27 protein-coding genes are annotated in these 24,146 nt (G+C 58.6%); 17 read left to right on the top strand and 10 right to left on the bottom strand.

Annotated features, from left to right (window positions below):
• Positions 1 to 119: 119 nt before the first annotated feature.
• Positions 120 to 575 carry a BsuPI-related putative proteinase inhibitor gene (locus WKF55_07630; protein ID MEJ7759451.1) on the bottom strand — a complete coding sequence of 152 codons (456 nt, stop codon included), beginning with the start codon at positions 573 to 575 and terminating at the stop codon, positions 120 to 122.
• A gap of 222 nt (positions 576 to 797) precedes the next feature.
• Between WKF55_07630 and WKF55_07625 the strand changes: the two genes are divergently transcribed.
• The 11 genes from WKF55_07625 to WKF55_07575 all read left to right on the top strand — a co-directional run bounded on the left by WKF55_07625 (position 798) and on the right by WKF55_07575 (position 8,873).
• Positions 798 to 1,067, top strand: coding sequence for an AtpZ/AtpI family protein (locus WKF55_07625; GenBank protein MEJ7759450.1), 270 nt, complete (start codon positions 798 to 800; stop codon positions 1,065 to 1,067).
• A 7-nt stretch (positions 1,068 to 1,074) separates the two neighbouring features.
• Entirely contained in the window at positions 1,075 to 1,428 is a 354-nt protein-coding gene (locus WKF55_07620) for a hypothetical protein (GenBank protein MEJ7759449.1), read from the top strand.
• Complete coding sequence (gene atpB / locus WKF55_07615) at positions 1,418 to 2,266, top strand: F0F1 ATP synthase subunit A (GenBank protein MEJ7759448.1); 849 nt, start codon at positions 1,418 to 1,420, stop codon at positions 2,264 to 2,266. Before WKF55_07620 ends, atpB begins: the two co-directional genes overlap by 11 nt.
• Before the next feature lie 94 nt (positions 2,267 to 2,360).
• A complete protein-coding gene (gene atpE / locus WKF55_07610; protein ID MEJ7759447.1) occupies positions 2,361 to 2,681 on the top strand; it encodes an ATP synthase F0 subunit C in 321 nt (106 codons plus the stop codon).
• A gap of 60 nt (positions 2,682 to 2,741) precedes the next feature.
• Positions 2,742 to 3,329 (top strand): F0F1 ATP synthase subunit B, encoded by a 588-nt coding sequence (atpF, locus tag WKF55_07605; GenBank protein ID MEJ7759446.1) that lies wholly within the window; start codon positions 2,742 to 2,744, stop codon positions 3,327 to 3,329.
• Positions 3,329 to 3,874 (top strand): F0F1 ATP synthase subunit delta, encoded by a 546-nt coding sequence (locus WKF55_07600; GenBank protein ID MEJ7759445.1) that lies wholly within the window; start codon positions 3,329 to 3,331, stop codon positions 3,872 to 3,874. Before atpF ends, WKF55_07600 begins: the two co-directional genes overlap by 1 nt.
• 50 nt (positions 3,875 to 3,924) lie before the next feature.
• Positions 3,925 to 4,344 (top strand): cupin domain-containing protein, encoded by a 420-nt coding sequence (locus WKF55_07595; GenBank protein MEJ7759444.1) that lies wholly within the window; start codon positions 3,925 to 3,927, stop codon positions 4,342 to 4,344.
• Positions 4,341 to 5,333 carry a sugar phosphate nucleotidyltransferase gene (locus WKF55_07590; GenBank protein MEJ7759443.1) on the top strand — a complete coding sequence of 331 codons (993 nt, stop codon included), beginning with the start codon at positions 4,341 to 4,343 and terminating at the stop codon, positions 5,331 to 5,333. The genes WKF55_07595 and WKF55_07590 overlap by 4 nt, the downstream gene beginning before the upstream one ends.
• A complete protein-coding gene (locus WKF55_07585; protein ID MEJ7759442.1) occupies positions 5,318 to 6,517 on the top strand; it encodes an MFS transporter in 1,200 nt (399 codons plus the stop codon). The genes WKF55_07590 and WKF55_07585 overlap by 16 nt, the downstream gene beginning before the upstream one ends.
• Positions 6,514 to 7,167 carry a class I SAM-dependent methyltransferase gene (locus WKF55_07580; GenBank protein MEJ7759441.1) on the top strand — a complete coding sequence of 218 codons (654 nt, stop codon included), beginning with the start codon at positions 6,514 to 6,516 and terminating at the stop codon, positions 7,165 to 7,167. The genes WKF55_07585 and WKF55_07580 overlap by 4 nt, the downstream gene beginning before the upstream one ends.
• Positions 7,164 to 8,873, top strand: coding sequence for a D-aminoacylase (locus WKF55_07575; protein MEJ7759440.1), 1,710 nt, complete (start codon positions 7,164 to 7,166; stop codon positions 8,871 to 8,873). The genes WKF55_07580 and WKF55_07575 overlap by 4 nt, the downstream gene beginning before the upstream one ends.
• 61 nt (positions 8,874 to 8,934) lie before the next feature.
• Here WKF55_07575 and WKF55_07570 read toward each other — a convergent pair whose 3' ends face one another.
• Positions 8,935 to 9,294, bottom strand: a complete 360-nt coding sequence (locus WKF55_07570) for a hypothetical protein (GenBank protein MEJ7759439.1) — start codon at positions 9,292 to 9,294, stop codon at positions 8,935 to 8,937.
• A gap of 388 nt (positions 9,295 to 9,682) precedes the next feature.
• On the opposite strand from WKF55_07570, the gene WKF55_07565 reads away from it, so the two are divergent.
• Positions 9,683 to 10,621 (top strand): energy transducer TonB, encoded by a 939-nt coding sequence (locus WKF55_07565; protein MEJ7759438.1) that lies wholly within the window; start codon positions 9,683 to 9,685, stop codon positions 10,619 to 10,621.
• 58 nt (positions 10,622 to 10,679) lie between these two features.
• Positions 10,680 to 11,531 (top strand): hypothetical protein, encoded by an 852-nt coding sequence (locus WKF55_07560; protein ID MEJ7759437.1) that lies wholly within the window; start codon positions 10,680 to 10,682, stop codon positions 11,529 to 11,531.
• On the opposite strand, the gene WKF55_07555 is transcribed toward WKF55_07560, so the two are convergent.
• Positions 11,485 to 13,338: a M2 family metallopeptidase gene (locus WKF55_07555; GenBank protein ID MEJ7759436.1), complete on the bottom strand. Its 1,854-nt coding sequence runs from the start codon at positions 13,336 to 13,338 to the stop codon at positions 11,485 to 11,487. The two genes, WKF55_07560 and WKF55_07555, sit on opposite strands and share 47 nt — an antisense overlap.
• 151 nt (positions 13,339 to 13,489) lie before the next feature.
• On the bottom strand, positions 13,490 to 14,596 hold the full coding sequence (locus tag WKF55_07550; protein MEJ7759435.1) for a hypothetical protein: 1,107 nt from the start codon (positions 14,594 to 14,596) through the stop codon (positions 13,490 to 13,492).
• Between the two features lie 308 nt (positions 14,597 to 14,904).
• Here WKF55_07550 and WKF55_07545 point away from each other — a divergent pair, with 308 nt between their 5' ends.
• From WKF55_07545 to WKF55_07535, 3 genes are all read left to right on the top strand, one after another.
• Positions 14,905 to 16,389: an alkaline phosphatase family protein gene (locus WKF55_07545; GenBank protein ID MEJ7759434.1), complete on the top strand. Its 1,485-nt coding sequence runs from the start codon at positions 14,905 to 14,907 to the stop codon at positions 16,387 to 16,389.
• 78 nt (positions 16,390 to 16,467) lie between these two features.
• Complete coding sequence (locus WKF55_07540) at positions 16,468 to 16,650, top strand: hypothetical protein (GenBank protein MEJ7759433.1); 183 nt, start codon at positions 16,468 to 16,470, stop codon at positions 16,648 to 16,650.
• Positions 16,647 to 16,841: a hypothetical protein gene (locus WKF55_07535; GenBank protein MEJ7759432.1), complete on the top strand. Its 195-nt coding sequence runs from the start codon at positions 16,647 to 16,649 to the stop codon at positions 16,839 to 16,841. The genes WKF55_07540 and WKF55_07535 overlap by 4 nt, the downstream gene beginning before the upstream one ends.
• On the opposite strand, the gene WKF55_07530 is transcribed toward WKF55_07535, so the two are convergent.
• From WKF55_07530 to WKF55_07505, 6 genes are all read right to left on the bottom strand, one after another.
• Complete coding sequence (locus WKF55_07530; protein MEJ7759431.1) at positions 16,838 to 17,587, bottom strand: class I SAM-dependent methyltransferase; 750 nt, start codon at positions 17,585 to 17,587, stop codon at positions 16,838 to 16,840. The genes WKF55_07535 and WKF55_07530 overlap by 4 nt on opposite strands.
• Entirely contained in the window at positions 17,581 to 17,871 is a 291-nt protein-coding gene (locus tag WKF55_07525; protein MEJ7759430.1) for a hypothetical protein, read from the bottom strand. The genes WKF55_07530 and WKF55_07525 overlap by 7 nt, the downstream gene beginning before the upstream one ends.
• Entirely contained in the window at positions 17,868 to 19,001 is a 1,134-nt protein-coding gene (locus tag WKF55_07520) for a glycosyltransferase family 4 protein (protein ID MEJ7759429.1), read from the bottom strand. Before WKF55_07520 ends, WKF55_07525 begins: the two co-directional genes overlap by 4 nt.
• 80 nt (positions 19,002 to 19,081) lie before the next feature.
• Complete coding sequence (locus WKF55_07515) at positions 19,082 to 20,002, bottom strand: glycosyltransferase (GenBank protein ID MEJ7759428.1); 921 nt, start codon at positions 20,000 to 20,002, stop codon at positions 19,082 to 19,084.
• Positions 20,003 to 20,012: 10 nt separating this feature from the next.
• Complete coding sequence (locus tag WKF55_07510; GenBank protein MEJ7759427.1) at positions 20,013 to 20,261, bottom strand: hypothetical protein; 249 nt, start codon at positions 20,259 to 20,261, stop codon at positions 20,013 to 20,015.
• Positions 20,262 to 20,433: 172 nt separating this feature from the next.
• Positions 20,434 to 21,318 (bottom strand): glycosyltransferase family A protein, encoded by an 885-nt coding sequence (locus WKF55_07505; GenBank protein ID MEJ7759426.1) that lies wholly within the window; start codon positions 21,316 to 21,318, stop codon positions 20,434 to 20,436.
• A gap of 643 nt (positions 21,319 to 21,961) precedes the next feature.
• Here WKF55_07505 and fusA point away from each other — a divergent pair.
• A complete protein-coding gene (gene fusA / locus WKF55_07500; GenBank protein MEJ7759425.1) occupies positions 21,962 to 24,121 on the top strand; it encodes an elongation factor G in 2,160 nt (719 codons plus the stop codon).
• Positions 24,122 to 24,146: the final 25 nt, after the last annotated feature.

Raw genomic sequence — 24,146 nt, 5'->3', positions numbered from 1 at the left:
TTGTCGGCGAAACGAGCCTGGCCCTTCCCTGAAACAAAAAACCCGCTTACGCGGGCTGCTGTCGCGAATGGGTCATTCGCGTTCCTCATTATTGGGCCCTCCCGATCGGCCCGATATACCTACTTCAGAGCAAACTCGACCCGTTGCTCAATCGGATGATTGTCACTCATCAACGTCGCAATCGCCGTAAACCTGCCGTGCATCTTGCTCGCGTCCCAGTTGCTCGCGTAAACCGCAGTATCGCGCGCCTTTACCAGTTTGTTCTGAAACGACTGTGTGAACATTCGCCCATCGCTCCAACGCCACACTTCGTTGCCCTTGTCGTCCAGCACGGCAAAATCGTGAGTTTGCCCGTTCGCAAACCGCAACTCGATCATTTTTTTCGTGTTGTTGGCAACGCTGAGCTCGAGCCTTAGTCCATCCCGCACTCCAACTGAAAACGAAGAAGCAATCGGGCCTTCCTTCTGATGTTGATTGTCCGAGACTGGGGTCACGGATTCCTTGTGCCCCGAAGAACCGCGGACAAACGCGACGGATGCAGCAAACAGCAACGGAATGATGAGACGATTTGGCATTACTTATGGTTGTTCGGCGAGTCCTGACATGGGAGCCGGCGGGGCCCCATGTTGGCCAGCGTCAACTATATCAACTATCAGACGCTTGGTCAATGGGAAAGTAACGCCTAAGTTCAATCCAAATCAGCACTTGCGCGTCTGCTAGCGTTTTCGGGAAATCTTCGGGAACATCTGGGCCGTTTGCTTGCGAAAAATTTCACAAGCTCCTAAATTCAGCGATGAATGACGGATAAAAAACCGCATAAAGCGGAGATGGGTGCCGAGCAGTCGGACAGTCTGGAGGTGCGCTCATTCGCCGGCGTTGGACTGCAATTCGCGGCATCGCTGGTCATTTTCCTGCTGGGCGGACAATGGCTCGACCAGAGATTCGGCACAAGTCCCGTATTCGTGTTGGCCGGGGTGTTCATTGGCGGCGGGGCCGCGTTCTACAGCATGTACCGACGGCTCGTCGCGGCGCAGAAAGCGGACGACGCCCGGCGGCGCACGAAATGAGCAGGCTGTGAAACGTGTCGCCCGGTTTGCCGCGATTACCGCGTCGCTGCTGGGAGTCACGTTCTGGCTGCTCTCACTCGGTTTCAATACAAGTGAAGAACGACGGGCACTCGCGGTCAGTGCGGCTCTGGCCGCAATGGTTCAGTTGGCTGCGTTCAGCATGATTGAGTGGTTCGGGCGCGAAAACGCTTTGGTGGGGTGGGGACTGGGTGCCATTCTGAGAGGTACTGTCCTTTTGGTATATGGGTTTATTTTCGCCCAGATGCTTGGTTTGCCGCTTGCCGCGGCACTCGTCGGATTCGCCGTTTTTCTCTTTGTCTCGATGTTACTGGAATCCCTGCTGCTCGCATATGATCGTTGAATCGCAAGACATCATCACACCGCACATCACCGACTCGCACGCACTCGAATATCCGTGCTTCGAGCCGGGTTATGCCTGCCACTACGAGCTCCCCAGATGGGACCCCATACATCTCGGAGGTCTCGTCATCGACATGTCGCCAACCAAACATGTCGTCATGCTCCTCATAGCCGCCACGCTCTGTCTCGTGACGCTCCTGCTTGCGGCCCGTGCCCACAGCAGACAGCATCTCGCCGCCGGCAAGCCCAAGGGATTCGCCAACGGCATCGAAGCACTCGTGTTGTACATACGCCAGGAAGTTATCCTTCCCAACGTCGGACATCATGGCAACGCGTACGTGCCGTTCGTATTGACCCTCTTCTTCTTCATTCTCTTCACGAATCTGCTCGGCCTTATTCCATATGGCTCGACAGCCACTGGCAATATTGCCGTCACCGGCATGTTGGCGATCATCACTTTTTTCGTCGTCGAGTTTGCCGGCATCCGAACCTTGGGCAAGGGTTACATCAAGACGATTGTCTACTGGCCCAGTGACCAGCCTTTCATTATGAAGGCAATGCTGACGCCGCTTATGACGCCGATCGAGTTGATCGGCAAGTTCACGAAACCCTTTGCGCTCGCGATCCGGCTTTTCGCGAACATGACGGCGGGACATATCGTCGTTCTGGCGCTGATCAGCCTGATCTTCACTTTTGGCAGCTTTCGACTGGCGCCATTGCCGTTGCTCATGGCTCTGGCAATCATGGTCCTCGAAGTGTTCATTGCGTTTCTTCAGGCATACGTCTTTGCACTGCTCGCCAGCGTTTTCATCGGGCTCATCCGCGAGGGCGCCCACTGACGGCTCGATCCAGAATGGGCTCTATGCCCGTTGTACCCGGCTGAGTGGCCGGGGAAGTCCGTTGAGACTGAGGTCTCACTGACGGACAGCGCAGGTGGCGCCACACCCACCTCAATTCGAAGAAATACGGAGCAACCTCAAGATGTCGTTTTATCCTTTACTGCAGGCCGCCGTTTATAACGCTGAATACTCCGCCGCATGGGCACAGATGGGTGCGGGCATTGGCGCCGGAATCGCCGTGCTTGGCGCGGGTGTTGGAATTGGCCGTCTTGCCGGCCAGGCGATGGACGGCATGGCGCGCCAGCCAGAGATGGCCGGCCGCATTCAGACCGGTGCAATTATTTTTGCAGCGCTTATCGAAGGCGCTGCCCTGTTCGCAATCGTCGTGTCGTTTCTGATTCAAAACAAGTTCTAAATTCCCGGATGGCTCGCGCCCAGCGCGCGAGCCCACTCCGCTTACTGCCACGTTCCCAATATGATGCCCATTAATTTCCCGCTTCTTCTTCTGCTGCAGGGCCATGGTCCTTCCGCGGAAGCGGCGGCTGAAGGAGCAGCAAAAGTCGGCCTGCTGTCGCCCAGCGGCGGTCTGATGTTCTGGACGCTGATCATCTTCGTGATCCTGGCGTTCATTCTCTCGCGGTATGCGTTCAAACCCATCACTGCTGCCGTCGCTGCGCGCGAAAAATCTCTTGAGGATGCGATTGCCGGCGCAAAAGCCGACCGCGACGAATCCACCCGTTTGCTCGCCGAGCATCGATCGAAGATCGAAGCCGCCCGTGACGAGGCGCAGAAGATTATCGCCGAGAGCCGTGTTGTGGGCGACTCCGTGCGCACAGGGATGATCGAAGAGACCCGCGCGCAGCAGCAGGACATGCTCGAACGCGCCCGCCGCGAGATCGACGCCGAGAAAAACCGTGCGATCGCGGAGCTGCGGCACGAGGCGGTTGACCTGGCCATTGCCGGCGCGAGCAAGGTCATCGGCGCAAATCTCGACGATAACGCCAATCGTCGCATCGTCGAAGACTTTCTCGCCTCGATTCCGCCTGCGCCGGCACGGAGCTGATGCGCGATTCGACCATCGCCCGTAATTACGCCGAGGCCCTGCTCGAGCTCGCGCGGCGCGCTGAAGACACCGCTGGCTGGGGGAAGCTGATCGATGATGTAGCTCTGGGAATGCGTCAGAACCTGACTCTGACGCGCTTCCTCGAATCGCCAAAAATCAGCGAGGCGCAGAAGAGCGATTTACTGTCGAACGCTCTCGGCGACCGCGTGCCCCGGCACTTCCTGCGTTTCCTCCAGGCGCTGGTCCGCAAGCGACGCCAGATGCTGATTCCGGCCATCGCGGCCGAGTATCAGAATCTCGTCGATGACGCAGCCAACACCGTTCACGCGAATGTGACTGTCGCGCGCACCATGTCCGAAGCGGACGAGTCGGGGATTGCCGATCATCTCTCCCGCGTGCTCGGCAGGCGCGTTGTCACTCACATGACCGTGAATCCGGAAATTCTCGGTGGAGTTGTCGTGAAGGTTGGTGATACAGTGATGGACGGATCGGTCCGACGCCGCCTTGCTACGCTTCGCGGACGCATGATGACGGGCGCCAGCTAGCCGCGTCCCTCGTGATAGCTTCCCGTCGGCGGTAGAGGAGATATTTACGAATGACCGGCCAGACAAATGCACCCTCACCGGGCAGTAGCACGACCGCGCCCTCGGGCCCGGTTGACGTGATAACGGTGCCGAAACCATGGGGACACGAAACCATCTGGGCGCACACCGACCACTACGTCGGAAAAATCCTGCATATCAAAGCCGGCCACGCACTCTCGATTCAATATCACAACAGAAAAGACGAGACCGTCCACCTTCTTTCGGGCGAACTGGTTTATCGCGTACAGCACGGCGAGAGCCTCGATGACATGCATCTCACGCAGGGCGCGTCGTTTCGCATAACGCCCGGCACAATTCACCAGATGGAAGCAATCACCGATTGTGACGTGCTCGAGGCGTCGACTAACGACCTCGACGACGTGGTGCGGCTTTCCGATCGATACGGACGACAGGGGACGAGCGCACCATGAAAGTCATTATTCCGCTGGCCGGGAAAGGCACGCGGCTCAGGCCGCATACGCACGTAACGCCGAAACCGATGATGAAAGTCGCCGGGAAACCGGTGATGTCATACGTGCTGGACGAGCTTCGGGATCTCGGCGGCATCGATCAAATCATCTACATCACCGGGCATCTCAAGGAGAAGGTCGAAGAGTTCGCCAGGCAGAGTCTCGACGTGCCGTCGGTTTTCATCGAGCAGAAGGTGCAGGATGGAACGGCGGGCGCGATCGCGCTGGCAAAAGAGTATGTCGACCAGCCGGTGCTGATCATCTTCGTCGATACAATTTTCGATGCTGATCTGTCAGTGGTGAACCGAACCGATGCCGACGGAATTATCTGGACCAAGGAAGTAGAGGACTATCAACGCTTCGGCGTGGTGGTGACGGACGACGATGGCAACATGACGCAGATTGTCGAGAAGCCAAAAACACCGATTTCGAAGCGCGCCAACATCGGGCTTTACTACATCAGAAACTGGAAGCTGCTGTTCGAGGGAGTGGAACACGTGCTGGCGTCGCCGCCGAATATGGGCGAGTACTATCTGACAGATGCGTTCCAGTACATGATCGACAGGGGCGCAAAGATCCAGGTGATCGATGTCGAAGGCTGGTACGACGCCGGCAAGATCGAGACGATGCTCGAGACCAATGAGACGATGCTCACGAAGGGCCGCGCTCAGCGGCCTGACGAAGTAGATGGCTGCACAATCATCGATCCCGTATACATCGAAGAAGAAGTTTCGCTCAGCGGATCGACCGTAGGCCCAAATGTGTCGATCGGCAAGGGATCGGTTATCGAGAACTCGGAAATCAGCCACACGATTGTTGGAGCGGGCGCAACCGTGAAACGATCGCGGCTCGCGAATTCACTCGTTGGCGATGGTGCGTGGCTCGAAGGGATCAACGGTGAGGTCACCGTCGGCGATCACTCCGAGGTGAGAGCATCGCCGGAAAGTTAGGTCGCAATGTAGTTGCGCTGAGTGGGGTCAGCTTCCTCACTGACGTAGCTACGGAAATGATTTACCCGCTGCTGCCGCTGTTTCTCAGCAGCGTGCTCGGTGCCAATGCAAGCTTTATCGGCGCGATTGAAGGAGCCGCCGAGTCCACGGCTTCGCTGCTGAAGCTTGCGAGTGGCTGGTGGTCGGACAAAGTAAAGCGGCGGAAGCCCCTGATTGTCCTCGGATACGGCATCGCAACGTTCGTCCGGCCGTTTGTCGCAATGGCAACGAGCGCGGGGGCGGTGCTGGCGATCCGCGTGGCGGACCGGGTCGGGAAGGGAATCAGAGGCGCGCCACGCGACGCCCTTCTGGCAGACTCCGCAGACCCGAACGCTCGTGGTCGCGCGTTCGGGTTCCATGCATCTGCAGACAATGCCGGAGCGGTACTTGGCCCGCTGATAGCGTTTGCCCTGCTGCGATATTTCGATCTCTCGCTTCGCAGCGTGTTCTGGCTTGCGGCCGTGCCTGGGCTGCTCGCATTAATTGTCCTTGTCGTAGCAGTTCGCGAGGTGCCGCGTGAATCCGCGTCGGCAGGCTTGGAGAGCGACACTGCCCCGCATATCGCACCCGCCGAAACGATGGGCAAGCGCTTCTGGGCGTACCTGGGCGTCGTGTTGCTCTTCACACTCGGCAATTCGACCGATGCGTTTCTGCTCTTGAGGGCCAACCAACTCGGGGTCGCAATTGTATTGGCTCCCATATTATGGGCGATGCTCAACTTCGTGAAGGCATCGGCTGGTACCCTTGGCGGAGCGCTCTCCGACCGGCTTGGCCGCAAACCCCTCATCGTCTGCGGCTGGATTCTTTACGCTGCCGTGTATGTCGGTTTCTCTCGCGCGACCGAAGCGTGGCACGCGTGGGCGCTGTTCGCGGTTTACGGGTTGTTCTATGCGCTCACTGAAGGAACCGAAAAGGCACTCGTGGCTGATATTGTGCCCCGCGCAAAGCGGGGTGCGGCTTACGGTTGGTACAATCTTGCGATCGGTCTCGGAGCATTGCCGGCGTCTCTGATATTTGGAGCCATCTGGGACAGGGTCAGCCCCGACGCTGCATTCCTTTTCGGCGCGGCGCTGGCGATGATAGCGGCTCTCGCGATGGCGGTGGTCGCCCCCGGACGGCCAGGGCGCACGGCGGTTGCCACGTGACCAAGCCGGCTGCCGGCGCGGGTTCGCATCAATCGAACGTGAAGCCGTACACGCATGAATCCAATAGCCATTTCGACGCGGACTATTACCGGCGGTTCTATGAGGATGCCGAGACGGCGATCGTGGATGCCGACGGTGCGACGCGCGAAGTGGGGTTCGTAATTGCATTCAGTAATTACATTGGTTTGAAGATCGAGCGCTTTTCCGATGTTGGAGCCGGTACCGGATGGTGGGCGCGGGAGTTCGCCAGACAGTACCCATCGTGCGATTCGATCGAGACGTTTGATTCGAGTCCGGCTGCCTGCATTGGCTACGGGCACCGGTGTCTGCCGATCAACAAACTTGCGGGCCGGCAGTCCGACCTCGTGGTCTGCCGGGACGTGCTGCGATACGTTGGCGATTCCGATATTGACGAAGCGCTTTTGCGACTGGCGAAAAAGTGTCGCGGCGTCCTATACGTTCATGCCATCACAAGCGACGATGACATTGACGAAGACGCGAGCGACATGGAAGGGATGTTCCGAACCACCTGGTTTTACCGCGATCGACTGCTCGGGTCTGGCTTCATCGATTGCGGGATGGGATTGTTCGTTTCGAAGCGGTTCAAGGATTTCGCGTATTTCACGCTGGAAGTGAGGCGACGTCAATGAGAGTGCCTGCAAAAGCGCTGTTGATCATTTCGCTCGTATCGTGCACGCCTTCCGTCAGCGGAGGGCCGTCGGCGCCAGTGCCGCTCGCTTCCTACGACATCATCATCCGCGGCGGCATGGTATACGACGGCACTGGCGTGGTGCCTCGGGTGTCAGACGTTGCAGTCAGCGGTGACACCATCGCTGCGATGGGCGATCTCTCGCAAAGTCGCGCAAGAACGGAGATCGACGCGCGCGGGCTCGCGGTAGCACCTGGATTCATCAACATGCTGAGCTGGGCAACCGAATCGCTGATCATCGATCCGCATGCGCAGAGCGACATCCGGCAGGGAGTGACGCTCGAGGTTTTCGGCGAGGGATCTTCGATGGGGCCGCTCAACGACGCGATGAAGAAAGAGATGGTAGAGGAACAGGGCGACTTCAAGTTCGATGTTACCTGGACAACGCTGGGCGAGTACCTCGAATCACTCACTAAACGGGGAGTTTCGCCCAACGTTGCGTCGTTCGTCGGGGCAACAACGGTGCGCGTCCATGAAATCGGGTATGCCGATCGAGAACCCACTCCCGCGGAGCTGGAGCGAATGAGGGCGCTCGTCCGACAGGCGATGGAAGAAGGTGCACTCGGTGTTGGATCCTCGCTCATCTATGCCCCCGCGTTTTATGCAAAGACTCCTGAGTTGATCGCGCTCGCCCGCGCGGCCGCACCGTACGGCGGGAGTTACATCTCGCACATGAGGAGCGAGGGCGCGCGGCTTCTGCAGGCCGTCGACGAGCTTCTCACCATTGGCCGCGAGGGCGGCGTCGCCGCTGAGATCTACCATCTGAAAGCGGCGGGTACGGCGAACTGGGGAAAGCTCCAGGCAGTGATTGCAAAAGTGGATTCGGCGCGCGCAGCGGGCCAGGCCGTCCGCGCCAACATGTACACGTATACCGCCGGCGCAACAGGCCTCGACGCGGCGATGCCTCCCTGGGTTCAGGAAGGTGGTTACAAGGCCTGGGCGAAGCGGCTCGCTGATCCAGCGGTCCGCGCACGGGTGGCGGTCGAGATGCGCACGCCGACGGACAAATGGGAGAATTTCTTCAATGCGGTGGAATCACCTGAGAAAATCGTGCTGGTCGGGTTCCGAAACGATTCGCTCAAGCCGTTGACGGGAAAGACTCTTGGCGAGGTTGCGCGAATGCGGCGCAAGTCGGCGGAAGAGACCGCAATGGATCTCGTGATAGAGGACGGAAGCCGGGTGGGCACTGTGTATTTCCTGATGTCCGAGGAAAATGTTCGCCGCCAGATCGCAATCCCGTGGATCAGCTTCGGCTCTGATGGCAGCGCGCCCGCCGCGGAAGGTGCGTTTCTCAAATCGAACCCGCACCCGAGAGCCTACGGCAACATGGCCCGCCTCCTTGGGCGATACGTGCGCGACGAAAAACTGATTCCGCTCGAAGAAGCCATCCGGCGCCTCACCACACTTCCCGCAAAAAACCTGAAGATTGTACGGCGAGGTGAGCTGCGCAGGGGATTTTACGCCGACGTAGCGGTGTTCGATCCAAGGCGCGTTCAGGACCATGCGACGTTCGAGCGGCCTCACCAGTACGCGACGGGAATGGTCCACGTAATGGTCAATGGGGTGCCCGTGCTCAGGAACGGTGCGCACACGGGCGCGACACCGGGCCGCGTAGTGCGCGGCCCCGGGTGGAAAGGGAAGCGTTGAAGCTGCTTGTCTGGAATCCACAGATCAGTCAGGCGAAGGTCAACTCCTGGCTGAGCTGTGACTACTGCGTGCGGAAGCCCATCTCCGTGACCGGAACTGTTTCACCCCTGCCGCCGCTGCACGCGCCGAGCGACCCAGCGTCACCGAAATTGGGCAGAGAAAAGGACTGGGGTGAGGTTGCTGCCTGGATCGTGAACGCAAAGGATTTTCCATCGAGCGGCGCGCCCGCGGCGGTTTCACCCTTGTCAACTGTACCGCTGATCTGAACGACGCCGCCGTTGGTGCTGAGGCAGCTCACGGTACCGCGAAAGCGCGAGAATCCGGCGGGGCTGTTGTGAATGAACTGCAGCTCTCCGGTTGCACTCGACGCACCGGTGGTCGCACGGGCATTGGCAGTAAGCTTCCGGGTATCCTTTCCCACCTTGCTCAGCCCGGCGCCGCTGATTTGCGCGGATTGCGCCGACGCTGATTGTGGCGAGGTGGCGATCGCAAAAAGGCAAGCGGCTACAAGGGCGGCCGTCAGCCTGTTTCGGCCTGACCAAATCGATATGCGTTGCAGTGTCCGAATAAGCATGGGATTCCTTTCGAAAATGACATCCTCCACGCTGACCGCAGCGGAGTCGAGCAGACATCGGTACTGAATATTATACACGTCATGCCGAGATCCGATCCATGTCAGATGCGGAAATTCCGGAATCACGCCGCCGATAATCCTCGCTTGATCGGCAATGCGCGAGGTCTAGATTGCGAATCGGATATCGAGGTGGCACGATGTATTGCAGCAGTGGTCTGAAGGGAGAATCCTCAACATGATGCCCAATCTCGCGTTGGTGCTCACTGGCGTCGTTCTGACGTTCGCTGCGACGGGCGTCACGGTGCCTGGTGTGCTTCAGACGATGCGAGTCGACATGCCGTCACCGGCGGTTGACACGGTGGCAATGTGTCCCGCTTCGGCGGGATCTCCGGTTGGAACAGACACTCTTATCTTTGTTGGCCGCATGCATCGGGTGGACGGGCGGGAATCATCGAAATTGCCGACCGGCTTCGCCGCCCTGTCGATGGGCGCGATTGCAGACCGTCTGACTCTCCCACAGCCGTTTCAGCTTGCCGCTTACGGTGGAACGGGCTCCGAATCGTTCGCGAACGTACAGTCATCGAAGCCGCTGACTGCCCACCTGAGCTTCGGCCTCGAGGTAATGATTGCATGGAAGCGAGACGGATCCCTGAAGAAAGTGGGACTCGCGCAAAGTTCGCTTTCGCCGGCGCTGGACAAGGCAGTCATTCATGCCATTCTTGCTGCTGACTCCGCCCGCGCGTTTCCAACTCGCAACGCTGAAGTCGCCGGTCAGGAGCTCAGTGTCTATATCGATGTGGATCTCGTAAGTCGAACGCCCGCTGGTTCGCACGAGCTGTTCCGTCTGACGCTCCCGGTCTTCCTGCTGAATAACATCGCCTCTCAGGTCCCCAATGGTGCGGCGCCGAAGTATCCGCTGGATCTTCGGAACCGCGGGGTAGAGGGCGAGGCATCGTTCCAATTCGTAGTCGATGAGCGCGGTCGCGCTGTCGGGGAGAGTATCCGGGTCATCAAATTTTCCGACCAGGAATTCGCGCGGTCAGCTCTCGAAGTGCTGCCGAGGGCGCAGTTCGCTCCGGCCAGGATTCGCGGATGTCCGGTGAAGCAGATTGTCCGGCAATCGTTCCAGTTCAAGCTGGATCATGGCGCGGCGTTGCCATTTTCCCGCCGGTAACGTGCGTCCTCCAACATTCCTGGCGCGCCTCTGTTGGCCGCTGGGAGCAATCTGCGTGTTGGGGGCGGCGGTTGTGGAGGCGCAGCCAGGCACGGATCCCCAGCATAGCGCCACCCCGGGGCACCCGGCCGGGCGCGACACTGCGTGGACGATCGGCGCCGGCGTTTACGCAGGTATAAGGGTTCCCATAGAATTGGAGCGGGCTCGCGCCGGCAAGCGGGCTGCCGGAAGCTTTCTTCGCACTGCGGGTCCAGCGTTCCGCGGCCGCCTGGTGGGATGGAATCCGTCACGGTTTCCCATTCCGGTGGCGTTGAAACACGCTCAGGGCGAAGCAATCACCGCCGGCGACTCAGCGGCGTTCTGGTCGACGCTGGGTCAGATGGAAGCCGACATCGGAATGCGATTGTTCGTTCCCGCCACCCTTGGCCCGAACGATGATCCCGTGGATGCAATCATCGTTGCCCTGAAGGCGACCGCTGGCGATGAAGGCGTGACTTTGATCACATGGACCTCCGGCGGCGATGTGTATGACGCCCGTGTTTTCCTGCGAAGTCAGAAAACGTTGCACGATCCAAGAATTGTAGCTCACGAAATGGTGCACGCACTCGGCTTCGGCCATACGACGGCGTGGGCGTCGATAATGAATCCGTCAACGAGTCGCATAATGCGACTGACGCCGCTGGATGTTGCCCACGTCCAGCTTGGGATCACCTCGAGGGTGTCTGCACAGCGGCAGGACATCTGGCGAAAACTATCACTCGCGCAGGAACGTGACCCGAAGAGCACCAGCAGATCAGGCGAGGGTTGCCGGTATACCGACAACTCTCCGGCCGAATCCTTCGACTATGGCGTCGCCGCCGGGTTCAAATCTCCGGCAGCGTGTAACTTCTGCCTTTGTTCTGTTCCCTGAGCCAGGTGTAAAGCGGCGCAAAATACGAGACCATCGCCTGAGCGTTCAGCTCCTGGCCGGTGGTTTCCTTGAGCACGTCGCGCCAGGGGCGGCTGGCGCCCGGAGCCATCAACGTTTTCAGGAAGTCTCCCACCTGCCTGTTGCCGAAGTAATCGGTGTCGTGCGGATCCTGTTTAAGGATGTTGGTTGCGATGTGGTTATGCAGTTGAAATAGAAGCGCCTGGGAAAGTGCATAGTCGTAGTACTGGCCCGGATCGTCGTTGATGTGCGTCTTTGTGAGAGCGTCCGCAAACTGTTCACCGCGCGGCGATGGCGGAACGATGCCCTGGTACTTTCGCGCGAGCTCCCACCACTTTGCGTTGAACTGCCCCGCGGGAAGATTTTTCGAGTACAGCTCATGCTCGAATCGAGTCATGGTGCCGGTCGAAAACGGCATGAAGACGACGTACTGGAGGGCTTCCTTGAGCATCTGCTGCATCGGATCAGGCGCCGAGGATCCGGATATTACGCCGCGGTTCACCAGATATTTCCGTTGCGACGACGCAAGCTCCAAAAGTGTCCCGATGCCTTCGTGGTAGGCACGGTTTGCGCCGCCGCGCAGAACGAGCGGGACGGAGGGCTGGGTGTAGCTCATGTAATAGTAGATATGCCCCAGCTCGTGGTGGGAAGTGCCGTACCAGTCCGCATCGGGAACGACGCTCATCAGCGAACGAACGTCCCTGTCGAGATCGAGATGCCACGCTGAAGCATGCGTGTTCTTCTTGAAAGACGACTTTGCCGGAAGCTCATATAACGACGACTTCTCCCAGAAGCTTGCGGGCAATGCATCGAAACCGAGGCTCTTGAAAAATTCTTCGCCCTGCCGGACGATCCACTCGGGGGATTTGCCTGTGAACGCAGAATCAAGATTCAATCCCTTGACGGTCACGAGGTCTGCCCACGACTGACCCCAGCGGTTCGGCAGCCAGTCAGCGGGGATGAGATCGGGAACCGGCTGCTTGTACTTTTTCGCAAGCTCGTGGCGCGCCCAGGTGTGGAGCTCACGATACAAAGGCCTGAGCTCGCGGTTCATGCTGTCAGTGAGGCGCAGCATGTCGTCGGCGGAGAGACCGTACTCGGACACCTGATACGAAAAGAAGTCCGGATACCCGAGCGCCTGAACGGTCTGATTGCGCAGCGTGCGCAGATTCACGATCCCGGATTTCAGGGTGGGTCCAATCGCCTTCGATGATTCCCAGAACGCGCGTCGTTCGGCGAGGTTGTTGCTTGCCCGAAGCACCGAGTCAATCTGATTGGGTACGATGGGCTTTCCCGCGACGGTGAACGTATACCCGTACAGCTTTTCCGTCTGCGCTGCGTCGGCAGCGATGCGCCGATTCACCACGTCCGCGACAGTTTGCGGTCCGTTGCCCGCACTGTAGAGCATTGCCTCCAGTGAACGCTTCTGAAGCTGGGTGAGAACCTGTGGCTGCGCGAGAAACGCCCGGATGGTGGTGATGTTCTGAGTGCTCCCCACGAACCGTGTCAAAGCCTCGTTGGCGGCTCTCGTCCGGGTAGCATTGGTAGAATCACCGGCAACGATGCGGGTGTTCGATGCCCACTCGGCATTCGATGATTGCGTATAGAGCCGCTGGTACTCGCGAGCGTACGAGTCCACGTATGCCTGTGCGGCCGCCTGTGTGACTGTGCCAGACGATGTTACAGGCCGGTTCGCCCCCGTAGCGCAGGCGCCGAGGATCGCGATCCCCGCCAGGGGCAACGCGCGGGCGCCATTCCGGGCAAATAGCTTTCCTGATCGAAAATACATTCGGTTCTTCCTTTTGATCGGCTGACGATGCGGGCCGTGATGCCAGGGTACGGAGGTTTTCGGTCGGAGTAAGTTACTACCCCGGGACGCTGCTACCGGTGCCCTCGTGAGCCATGACCGACGACCGATGCCCGCCTCTCCGGCGCCATCTTCATGCCCGCCGTCTGCATGCGTCGGTAATCTCCCGTTTTGCGGCGCGGGGGTCGTTGATCGTCCGATAGAATTCGTCGAAGTATTTCAGCGTTTCGCTGGCGACCCGCCGAGGCAGGCGCGCCCCGACTTCATCCTCGTAAAGCGCGTAAATGGCGGCCTTCTTCTCATTGAAGAGTGCAAACACCTTCCTGAATTCGGCAACGTCGACACAGAAGCCACGAAACAGACGGTCCCGCACACGGTCGGAGTTGAGCGACGGATCGACGGTTGCATAGCGTGCGTTAACCGCGCCTGAAAAATCGAAGTCGTATGCAACTGGAAAAACCCGGCCGTCAGCGTGTTGAACGAGCTCGGCATTGTGAAGACCGCCGATGGAAAAATCGGTATTGCCGATGAAGTATTCGAACACCCCCATCAGCGCATCGTGATATGGATCGAGATCTCCGGATTGCGCACCCTTCGTCTCGAGTCCGGTGCCGCCAGCGCGGGCCGCGACGACGGAAAGGTCTTCCATGATGAAAGCAGAGCGGATAGTTGCTTCCCGCCCGGTCGCACTGTCGGTGTAAGTGACGCGCGTCAGACGCGCGCGATGACTGATCGGCGTGAGCAGCCTGTATACGCGGTACAACTGAAGTTCCTGCAGCACGTACTCCTCATAGCGGGAGTTGTCCTGGCAGTAGCTGGTGAGCTTCGGCTTGTCGAGTCCTTCGAAAATCGTCCCTTTGGTGTTGACGGCCGCAAAGTTGAGTCTCAATGGCGGAAAGTTGCAGTTCTTCAGCCGCCAGATGCCGCGGGTCCGCACCCTCAGGGGCACCACGACCGGTTTCCCATCCGCGCCGGTGTACCCGAGCGTCGCAACGCGCCACGGAGGGACCGTTCCCCGATCGCCCCGAAGCTGTCGAAGATTGGTCGTGAATATCAGGTCCAGCGGCTTCTCGAAATCGAAGAACGCGGACACCTGCTGAGGGGCTTTCTGTTTATCCGGAGGCACGGAGCCGACCGGTTTGTCCTGGGCGGGCGAACCGACCGGCGCGATGACCGTCACGGTGAGAACCGCCGTCGCTGCGACCAACGTTCGAAGTCGTTTCTCTGACTGGACTTTCATGGCGTCTCTCCAGGTTATGGGAGCACTCCAGAACAGTTCGGCGCCGGACAGCCCGCGCCTCCGAACCCGCGAACCGGCAGTTCACTGTCGGGCGCAAGAGGCCGAAAGTTTCGGCGGCGGCGACGCTAATATCGCGTTGCCAATGGACTTTAGGGAGTGGTTGCCGCATTCACGGACCGGGCGGATATTGCAGTATGCATCCAATTCCCGTGATTTTCTCGTTGGGCGCATTCACCGCAACTATGGCCTGTGCGCAGCCGCGACCTGCGCGTAATGCGCCGTCGCCGACGCCCCTTGCCCCTCCCTCATTGGTCGTTCTGATAACAGTCGATCAGCTTCGCGGTGATTACATCGACCGGTTCGGACCGCAATTGCGCGGCGGACTCGCTCGATTGTCGCGCGGCGGTGCGTGGTTCACGAATGCGCATCACGATCACGCGATAACCGAAACCGCGCCGGGCCACGCGACCCTTCTGGCGGGTCGCTTTCCCCGGAGCACTGGCATCACCGCGAACCGGGCCGGGGTCTTCGACAACACCGCGCGCACCCTTGGCAGCGCAGATCAACCAGGTGCTTCGCCGAGGCAGTTTCGCGGGACGACGCTGATCGACTGGCTGAAAGCGCGCACTCCGCAGTCGCGGGCGTTCTCAGTCTCGCTGAAGGACCGCGGCGCAATCCTGCCGATCGGCAGGCTGGCCGAGCAGGTGTACTGGTATGTGCCGGACGGTCGCTTCACGACCAGCGCCTATTATGCGGACTCGCTGCCGCAGTGGGTGAACAGGTTCAACGCGCGCAGGCTCGCGCAGCGCTACGCGGGGCACAGCTGGGAGCTCCTTCTCGAGAGCAACGCTTACAGCGAACGGGACAGCGTGGTCTTCGAGGGCGGAGGCGCGGACATCGTCTTTCCACATCGTCTCTCGGCTGATAGTGCCATCGCCGCCAGCGAAGTGCGGTCCACTCCATGGATGGACGACCTTGTGCTGGCCTTCGCGCTGAACGGTCTCGAGGCGTTGTCGATAGGGAAGGGACAGCACACCGACGTCATGGCAGTGTCGTTGTCGGCAACCGATCTGATCGGCCATCGATATGGGCCTGACTCGCGTGAGGTTCACGATCAGGCACTGCGCCTCGACCGCGCAGTTGGCGCCTTCCTCGACTCGCTCTATAAACTGAGGGACCCGACGCGGGTTCTGGTGGTGCTGACGGGGGATCACGGGGTAGGCAGAATCCCCGAGCTCGCGGCGGACAGCACGCGACCGCCGCCGGCGCGGGTCAACATGCTTTCGCTCGTTCCCGGTCTTCGGGCGACGTTGCGCAACGCCGGAGTCGACACAATGGCGATCACCGTCGACCAGCAGATCATCACGGCCAACCGGGCCGCGTTCGCGAGCGGCCGTCGCACCGCGGACGATGTCCTTGCAGAATTCGCGAAGGTAATCCGGGCAACCCCCGGTGTGGCGCGGGTCGATCGATTCGCGGACCTGTTGAAGTCGGACACGATACGGAATGTCACCGCCCGGCGATGGGCGCATCAGTTTCCGCCGGACGCCGGGGTCGAGCTCGTCGTGACGCAGACGCCGATGACGTTATTCAGTACGATCACCGCATCGCATGGGTCCCCATACGATTACGATACCCACGTTCCGTTGATTTTTTACGGGCCTGCGTTCCGGGCGGGGCGTTACAGCGAATTTGTCAGAACGGTGGATCTCGCGCCGACGGTGGCCGCCGCTCTCGGCGCGACCCCGCTCGAGCGGCTGGACGGCGTGGTGCTGGTGCGGGCGCTGAAGTAGAGCGCCCGTGAACAATGCGGACGCGTACCGTCGCATGTCTGCAGCGTCTTCCGCGCTACATGCAAGAGGTGCTACCGAATGAATCCGCGCGAGCTTTCGGCCATCGCGCTCTGGCAACGTGTGACGCGCACTTTGATCACGGCCGGTGAGCTGATGATCAATCTTCCTCTGTCCAGGTTCCACTGGCTCGAACCGGTGTGGGACAGCCGCGGTGCAGCAAGCCTTTCCGTTGGGACGACGGAAGCGTCACGACACCGTTGACGCTGGCGATGCTTCAGGCGTTGATACCGTTGGGGTTGAGAGCAGTTGAAGAGGCGCTGATTGCCGAAGTGACGGCGCTCGCGGGTCCGCGCTATGCGCACGACGACGAGCATGCCGGCCTCGCACGGTTGGGAAGCAGCGCGGCTCGATCTATCTTGTCGATCAGAAAAAGCGAGAAGACCATAAATTAAAAAGGCACATCCCAATCCCATGTCCTTGGGTCGTTACTTAATTTCCTGAATGCAATACATCTATAATTTATCCCAAGTTGACGACTTGTCTTCAAGGAATAAAAACCCAAATATTTTGCTTGAAACGGTAAAATAGATAATAGTTTTTCAAAAAACCCAGCTCCCAAATCATAGGCCTTACTGACTCTCACCTTTTCAAATTTATCAATCATTTCATAATGTGGTAACGACCTAACAAATCTCATAACAACATTTATACCTCCCAGTGTTGCATCATCAAATACCACTATCCCCCCAACATCCAATATTTTATCGATAAAGTAAAAATCCTGCATTACTGTATCAAAAATTTTAGTAGTATCTACAAATGCAAACTGGATACGTTCCTGGTTTAAATACATGGTAGGAATGACTACATCTGAAAGATCTTTTCGTATATCAATGTATCTCTCTAATCCTTCTTTTTTTATATTGTATTCAGCTGCATCGCCCCATGAAAATGGTTCAATAACAATATGTGATTTTTCCGCACAGTTGTTTTCCCGACACTTTTCTAAAATAAAAAGAGTAGAGATTCCATAAGCCAGACCTACTTCTAATGACCTTGAAGGTTTTACCTGATCATACAATTTTTGAAGAAAAAGTCCCTGCTCTTTTGATATATGAGAACTTATTTCTATTCTGTTTCCTTCAGCGTCAGTTTCTATAGTTCCCGTTTCAAATACCAGATCTAATGTTTTTAGCATAAAAGACACTCTAGTGGCTTGTAACTGAAGTAGTGATAGCTCTCATGCTTCCCGCCGACGATCGCAAGGTGCTTACAGGCATGCTGCGCTCGACTACCATCCCCGCCGGGTCCGCCCGCCGCGTCATACTCGCTCTGGCTGACAGCGATAGCTACGACTCGATCGCCAGTGCGCTCGGTGTAACTGACGCTTTTGTCGCGCGCTGGAAGCGACGTTTCGTCGAGGGCGGTCTGCTCGCGCTTCGCGATTTGCCCCGAAGCGGCCGGCCCGACCGGCTGAGTCATAAAATGACTTTCGGGCGGAGAGCGCCCGCCATCCGGCGCATGAACCGAACTGACGAGTTCGGAAGCCATTTCCGATCAAGGCGGCTCATATAGGTCGGTGCCTCGGATTGGAAATCTCCCCGTGGGGCTGCCGCAGTGACCGCTTGGCTCAGACGGTTAACCGCCTCGCTGCAGTCGAAACGTTCCTGGGAAAAACTGAGTGCCGTCTCGCCCATGGATCTCAGTCGCGTCCGGTCACGCGAAAGACTGGCGATTCGTAGCGCCATCGCCTGGTGGTCACCCGCGTCAGTTATGAACCCTGTTGTTCCATCGTCCACCATTTCTGGCATCCCTGAGTCTAACCGCGACACAACCGGGACCATCCCGCATTTCATTGATTCCAGCACGGCCATGCTGAATCCTTCAGCGCGTGACGGAAAAACGAGAATGTCATGAGAGAGGTAAATACCCTCCATTTCTCTTTCAGGCACCACATGGCGGTGTATCACATGAACGGCGCTCAGCCACTCGGCCGCTTCGCCCGAAAGTTGTCCGCATCGGGGTGCCATTATGGTCCACTGCGCCGGCGTCCCGGCTTTTCGCAGCGCCATGTCGATTCGTCGGAGGTCGAAAAATCCCTTTTCTTCTGTCAGCCGACCGACGAAAAGCAACCGAAGCGGCTCTTGATTAGAGACCCGGAAACTTCTTCCCGAAGGATTCGCCACGATCGGGTGAGTAAGGTGAATATCCGCAACCCGCTGCGGGAGCAGCTCACCCAGCTTATCCTGTATTCGACGGCTGACGCAAAGGAAGCTGCCGATGTCACGGGAATGCCTAACAGCAAGCGCATAATAAAACTCATAGTCTCCGTGCAGAGCATAAGCGACCGGGTTTGGAGGGCCGAGAGCGGCTACCATCCCCAGCTCGGTTCCGTCATTTGCGACCAGATAGGCACAGGAGCTGGGAATAGCTGCCGCGATGCGTTCGTACACCAGGCGGCGGTTGTCGCGCCTGGCATCGAATATTATCCGGGCCGAATTCGGGCCCCGAAGCAATTGGTCGAGTGGCGTGAATGGACGGCTCGTGTCTCTGAGAAGGACGATGGACATGTCCATGGTACCTTCGGAAAATTCAGCCCACCGCGACATCATCGAAGCTATGCCTCCGGTGATCTCGTTAACAAAAATGCAGACTTGCGGGGATCCACCAGCGGCCATATGGAATGAGGACTCTATGCTCGCCGCAATGAAAAGCGACGAACCGTGTGGAGCCAGAATGAGCTGGCGAGGACACCGAGTGGCCGAAACAGCACTGACCTGATCCGATGCTGAAGACGTTCGAGCCGCGAAGCGCTCACCTGCAGCGTTGCCTGCCTGGCGTGGTAGGTGCTCATCGCTTCCCGGAATTCCCTGCGTGTAAGGTTCGGTACGATTGTTCCCCGACGGCGCTTGTATGCATTTGCTCGCGCCACAAGCGCGTACTGAGCAGCAAGGATGCCGTTCGTCCCCTGTGAAATACCGCCTGAATGAGTGCGATACAGGTACAGCGGTTCGGCCACGTACTCCAGCTCGCCAACCTCTTCGAGTTTCAGGTAGAGGTCATGGTCGACAGCCCTGCGAAATGCCGGGTCGAATCCACGCGTACGAACGTAGGCCGAACGCTTAAAAGTCGCAAAATTGGATACTGAGCAATCGTAAATCAAACTACTTCCAGAAAGCCGCGGGCCAAACGGACTTGCGATTCCCAGGGGCGCCAGATTGACGCCGCATATTGTCTGGTCGCTGTTTATGAGACTCGCTGCCGGATGGCGGGCGTGGGCATCGGCCATTTTTTCGAGTGCGTTGGCTGTCAGAGCGTCGTCGGCCCCCAGCATGCCCATCAATTCTCCAGACGCCGCCGCTGCCGCAGTGGCGAAAGCAGCACCTGCGCCCTGATTGACCGCATGCGTCATGACTCGAACACGGGGGTCCGTTCGCCATTGTGAGAGGACGTCTACCGAGTTGTCAGTTGACGCGTCGTCGACAATTACAAGCTCCCAGTTGGCGTAAGACTGCCGCAGTACCGATTCAACTGCCGCCTCAAGGTAGGGGCCATTGCAATAGCTTGCGACAAGAACGGAAAAGAGTGGGTCCGGCGTGGGCACAATTCTCATCTAAAAGAGTTCACTCCGAATCCGCCATCAGCGGATGACCTGTGCAGCGCACGCGCTGTCGCCCCAGCTCGTCAGCGAGAAACTTACAATGATCGACAAGCTTGCGTCGCGTCTTGACGCCAGTTGCCGAGTAGACCTGCTGCCTTCTATAGATATCCTTCCTGTGATCGATTGATCCGATCACACTTGTAGATCCATCCTGTTGAGTGGCCGCGCGCACCAGTGACGGGTTCGTCGTGGTGAAAAGGCAGGAGGGCACCGATTCGCTTCAGCGTATTCGGACAGATGCAACGTTGCCCATGTCGTAGTCGACGATCGCTATGCAGGAGTTCGTTTGCCCTTTCAAAACGTCAGAAACGACGCCCCGAGACGTCGAAGCGCTCCGCCGATACGTCGCTGACCAGGATGGTGGCGGTCGTGGCGATTCGGGTTCACCTCGCTAAGCGATTCCACGCTACACTCAGGATCGCGCGAGAGGGTACTGAAGCGCGGCCGCGGTACTCCTGAGCGATGCGCCACCCTCCGCCGCTTCGCAGAAAATACCAGTATTTCCTGGCGCTGGCCTCGCGGAGGCGGCCCAGAGCGTCGTCCCGCTCGTGCTCCGACAAGGGGCAGTCGTGCGCTGCGAGTGCGGCGATCTGCACCCCTTCGTGCATAACGGCCTTCTCGACCGTGCTGTCGTAATTCTGTTCCTGATCGGGATGCTGCCTGTCCCAGACGAGATCCGTGGGCATTTTAACAACCGGAAAACGACGGGCCAACTTGAGCCAAAGCTCATGGTCCCCAACCTGCTTACGGCCTGAAAAGCCGTCAACCGCATTAAACGCCGACCGCCTTATGATTGCCGATCCGGGGGCACGGCCAAGGAGATCGCGATAGAAGAAATTTTCCCGGTACGCTTCTACGGGCGAGAGCAGCCGTGGACACGGGCCAGCGGGATCCGGCAGAGCCGAGAGGCCAAGCCCGGCGTCAGGGAACGCTTCCATACATCTCACCATCGCCTCGAGCCCATGGGGGTAGATTACGTCATCGGAATCGACGTATTTGAGATATATGCCCTTCGCGTGGCTCGCGGCGCGATTCCGGTTCGGGTAGTCGCCCAGGTTCGTTTGGTTGACAAACAGTCTTATTCGCGGGTCGGCGGCCGCGTACCTGCGTGCGATCTCTGCGGTCTGGTCGCTCGAATCATCGTCGACGATTACGATCTCCAGATCCTCAAGGGACGAGCGAAGCACGCTTTCAATCGCTTCGCCGATGAACGTCTCGCGATTGTACGCCGTGATGAGAACGCTGACTGTGGGAAATGTTGCTTTCACTTACGACCGATCGCGTGGCGAAAAAAAGCGGCTTTTCGGGGATGATCGGAGAAACGCAATAAGATTCGCGGAGCTCATGGAGCGCCGCGCGGCCTTCTGGTGCGGCGATTCGCAACAGTTGCGCTGCTCTGCGAACTGCGAGTTGGTTCCGCCAGTTGTAACGCAGCCAATGCTCGCTCTCCCGCCAGTCGATCTGAGTTTCCTTCAGGAGGCACTTTAGGACCCGAATCGTGTTTTCTTGCAACCGAGGGCTCTGCGGGCAGGTCGCCGGTTGAAACATAGCGTAGTACAGAGACGCCAGCGCCCGCCTCGACGCAAATTCAGGCTTTTCGCAGTGGTAGTGGTAAACACGCGCCGCAGGGTTATAGGCGATCGCCCACCCCGCACAGATTCAAACGGTACCACTACCAGCGCCAGTTCCGTGTTGACACCAGCTCACGCGAATGTGATTATTCAAGGCTGTTCACAAACTTACCGCCGGGTTCATCGTTGAGTCCGGCGCGCCTCGAGTCCCCGCCCGCGTTACAGCCACGGGCGCACCCGGCGGCTGCGGATGGATACCTGCCCTTCGCGGGGCGAAATGGTCCACCCGCGTTTTTGTTGATCCTGAACAGATCGCACCCAACAAGCCTTCGAGTATCCGATGACACACGCCGCAACACCTGCCCGCCCCTCAGACGGCAAGGGCCGCGCAAATACGAACACTTCGGGCCGCACTACTCCGGTTACGCATTATCGGAATATCGGCATCATGGCGCACATTGATGCCGGGAAGACGACTACCACCGAACGTATCCTCTACTACACGGGAAAGTCGCACAAGATCGGCGAGGTGCACGAAGGAACAGCGACGATGGATTGGATGGAGCAGGAGCAGGAGCGTGGTATCACTATTACGTCCGCGGCGACCACGGCCTTCTGGACGAGGAACGACATCGAGTACCGCATCAACATCATTGACACGCCTGGTCACGTCGACTTCACCGTCGAGGTGGAACGGTCGCTCCGCGTGCTCGATGGCGCGGTTACCCTTCTCGATTCAGTCGCCGGCGTAGAGCCGCAGACCGAAACCGTCTGGCGCCAGGCTGACCGTTACAATGTTCCGCGTCTCATCTTCTCCAATAAGATGGACCGCGTTGGCGCGAATTTCGATCGCTGCCTCGCTATGATCCGCGACCGGCTCAGCAAGGACGCGTACCCGATCCAGCTTCCCGTTGGGTCAGGCGAGCTGTTCACGGGCCACATCGACATCATCGAGCGCAAGCAGTACATCTTCGACGACGCCACCCTCGGCAAGGAATTCGAGGTGGTCGACGTTCCCGACATATATAAGGAAGCGGTTGAGAAGGCACGCCACGATCTGATCGACGCCGCGGTAAATCATGATGACACTCTCATCGAGAAATACCTCGACGGCGCCGAGCTTACGCCGGCCGAGATCAGGCACGCGGTCCGCGCGGCGACGGTTGGCGGGTTCATCGTCCCCGTGCTCTGCGGCGCATCGTTCAAGAACAAGGGAGTGCAGGCACTGCTTGACGCCGTGATCGATTTTCTGCCGGCGCCGAATGAAGTCCCGGCGATCACCGGACACACGCCGCACAACGACACAAATATCGAGACGCGGGACGTTCAGGACGACGCGCCTTTCGCTGGACTTGCGTTCAAGATTGCGACCGATCCGTTCGTCGGTAAGCTGACATTTTTCCGCGTGTATTCCGGCGTCCTCAAGTCGGGCTCTTACGTGTATAACTCGAGCAAGGACAAGCGCGAGCGTGTCAGCCGGCTGCTTCAGATGCACGCCAACAAGCGTGAGGAAGTTGACGAGGTACGCGCTGGCGACATTGCGGCAGCAATTGGCCTGAAAGACACTCGCACTGGCGACACAATGTGCGACGACGAGCATCCGATCATTCTCGAGGCAATGAAGTTCCCGATGCCCGTCATCGACGTCGCCATCGAGCCCAAGACCAAGGCCGATCAGGACAAGCTCGCCATCGCGCTGCAGAAGCTGGCCGAGGAAGATCCGACCTTCCGCGTCCACACCGACGAGGAAACGTCGCAGACGATCATTTCCGGAATGGGCGAGCTGCATCTCGAGATCATCGTCGACCGCATGCAGCGCGAGTTCAAAGTCGATGCGAACATCGGCCGACCGCAGGTTGCGTATCGCGAGACGATCAAGAAGCGCGTCGAGAAGGTAGAGGGAAAGTTCGTCCGTCAGTCAGGTGGTAAGGGCCAGTACGGCCACGTTGTGATCAACGTCGAGCCAGCCAAGCCGGGTGAAGGATTTGTCTTCGAGGACAAGATTGTCGGCGGCACGATTCCGCGTGAATTCATTGGCCCGGCGGAGAACGGAATGAGAGAAGCGCTGGAAAATGGCGTCATCGCCGGGTATCCGATGGTGGACGTCAAGGCACAGCTGATCTACGGCTCATACCACGACGTCGACTCCAGCGAAATGGCATTCAAGATCGCTGGGTCGATGGCGATCAAGGAAGCCGTGAAGCGCGCCAACCCGGTTATCCTCGAGCCGATCATGAACGTCGAAGTCGTCTGCCCCAACGATTACATGGGCGACATCCTCGGTGATCTGTCATCTCGCCGCGGAAAGATCGGTGGAATGACGCAGCGCGGAGAGGCGCAGGTAATCGCGGCCAGCGTTCCACTGTCGGAGATGTTTGGTTATTCAACCAAGCTGCGCTCGCAGTCGCAGGGGCGTGCTGTCTATTCAATGGAGTTCAGTCATTACGAGGACGTTCCGAAGAGCAAGGCTGAAGAGATCATGTCCAAAGTCAAACCGTAACGAACGCACTGAAGAGGATATAGAG

The sequence above is a fragment of the Gemmatimonadaceae bacterium genome, from assembly GCA_037721215.1.
In the GTDB taxonomy this organism is placed as follows: domain Bacteria; phylum Gemmatimonadota; class Gemmatimonadetes; order Gemmatimonadales; family Gemmatimonadaceae; genus UBA4720.
The sequence above is the reverse complement of the archived record's forward strand: the minus strand, read 5'-3'. Positions and strand labels throughout refer to the sequence as shown.